Source organism: Micromonospora sp. D75 (assembly GCF_018070405.1).
Taxonomy (GTDB): Bacteria; Actinomycetota; Actinomycetes; order Mycobacteriales; family Micromonosporaceae; genus Micromonospora; species Micromonospora chalcea.
The window spans coordinates 1-1,779 of sequence record NZ_JAGPXV010000893.1 but is presented as its reverse complement, the minus strand read 5'-3'; the positions used below and the strand labels follow the sequence as shown (position 1 = coordinate 1,779).

Sequence of the window (1,779 nt, the reverse complement as noted above, 5' to 3'; positions counted from 1 at the left end):
GTGGTGCCCCGCCTCGTCGGACAGCGACGGGTCGACTGTGGTGTGCAGGTACCACTCGATCGTCGGCTCGTCCGGCAGCCGCCCGGCCCGCACGTCCGCCCACATGCCGCGCAGCGCCGCCATCGGCGACTCGCCGCCGTCGCCGACGAGCGAGGCCGAGCCGGGCAGCAGGGGGATGGTCGACCCGAACGGGCTCGGCGCGTCCGCCGGCAGGCAGGAGAAGCGGGGCAGCCCGGTCAGCGCCAGGTTGAGCTTGAGCGTGGTGCCGGGGCGGCGGACCGCCGCCATCCGCGCGTTCAGCTCCGCCGGGAGCGCGCCGTCGGGCAGCAGCTCCATCAGCCGGTACGGGTCACAGCCGCCGAGCACCACCGGGGCGTCCACCTCCCGCCCGTCGGCGAGTGTCACTCCGGCGGCGGCGCCCCCGGTCAGCCGGATGGCGGTGACCGGCGCGTCGGCCACGATCCGCGCGCCCGCGCGCACGGCGGCCTCGGCGAACGTGCGCGACACCGTGCCCATGCCGCCCCGGGTGATCATCCAGGTGCCGTCCGCGCCCGGCAGCCGGCACATGTTGTGCACCAGGAAGTTGTGCCCGGTGCCCGGGTCGTCCGGGCCGGCGTTGAGCCCGGACAGGCCGTCGGTGACCGCGTACATGCTGACCAGCAGCTCGGAGCGGAAGTCGAAGCGGGCCAGGTGGTCGGCGACCGAGCCGCGTACCAGGTCGACGAAGACCTGCCGCAGCGCGGGCCGCACGTAGCGCTCGGCGGTCTCCTCGACCGGCAGCGGCTCGGCCAGCCACGCCGGGGCGAGATCCTCCCGCAGCTGGGCCAGCTCGGCGTGCAGCGCGTCGTCGGCTGCCACGTCGGCGGGGGAGAACATCTCCGCGAGCTGCCGCCGGCTCGCCGCCACGTCGCTGCCCGCCAGCAGGTACGGCGAGCCGAGCCCGCCCGGCGTGGGCAGGAAGTAGTGCGGGTCGCGGCGCAGTACCGGGATGGTCACGTCGAGCGTGGCCAGCAGCTCCGGGGGCATCAGCCCGAGCAGGTACGACCCGGTGGAGTGACGCAGCCCCGGCACCTTCGGGAACGGGTTCTCGGTGCGGGTCGCGCCGCCGATCACCCCGGACGCCTCCAGCACCAGCACGTCCAGGCCGGCGCGGGCCAGCAGGATCGCCGAGACCAGGCCGTTGTGCCCGGCGCCGACCACCACGACGTCGGCGCGGGACGGCAGCTCACTCGCGTCGCTCCCGGTGCGTTCGCTCATGCCGCGACCCTAGCGGCGGCCGGGCACGGGCGGGAGGGTTCGCAGCGGGGCGCTACCGTTCCCGGCATGTCTCCGGCTGTCCAGATCGCGCTCGCGGTGGCGCTCGTCGTGGTGGTGTTCCTGCTCCTGCTCGTGCTGCGGCGCGACCGTCCCCGGGACCTGGTCGCCCCGGATCGCCCGGCCGGCGGCGGGCAGGCCGAGGTGCTCCGCCTGATCCACGCGGGGCGCCGGGTCGAGGCGGTCAAGGTGCTGCGTGAGCAGACCGGCCTGTCGCTGCTGGAGGCGAAGCAGGCGGTGGACGCGCTGGCGGCCGGCGGGTCCTGGTCGCCCGGCCCTCCGGCGCCCGGAAAGGGCGTCGACGACGCGGTGCGGGCCGAGGCCGCGCGGCTGCTGCACCGGGGCGAGAAGATCCAGGCGATCAAGGTGGTACGCGAGCACACGCACATGTCGCTCGCCGACGCGAAGCGGTACGTCGAGGGCCTCTGACGCCGGACGGCCGTCACCGGGCGTTCACCTTATAGT

The 1,779-nt window shown here is 75.3% G+C and carries 2 protein-coding genes; one reads left to right on the top strand and one right to left on the bottom strand.

All coding sequences use genetic code 11. From position 1 onward, the window contains the following. A partial coding sequence (locus KBX39_RS30415) for an NAD(P)/FAD-dependent oxidoreductase (protein WP_210873851.1) occupies positions 1-1,257 on the bottom strand: 1,257 nt, incomplete at its 3' end. A gap of 66 nt (positions 1,258-1,323) precedes the next feature. Between KBX39_RS30415 and KBX39_RS30410 the strand changes: the two genes are divergently transcribed. Then, complete coding sequence (locus KBX39_RS30410; protein WP_043325875.1) at positions 1,324-1,743, top strand: 50S ribosomal protein L7/L12; 420 nt, start codon at positions 1,324-1,326, stop codon at positions 1,741-1,743. The last annotated feature ends 36 nt before the right edge of the window (positions 1,744-1,779 follow it).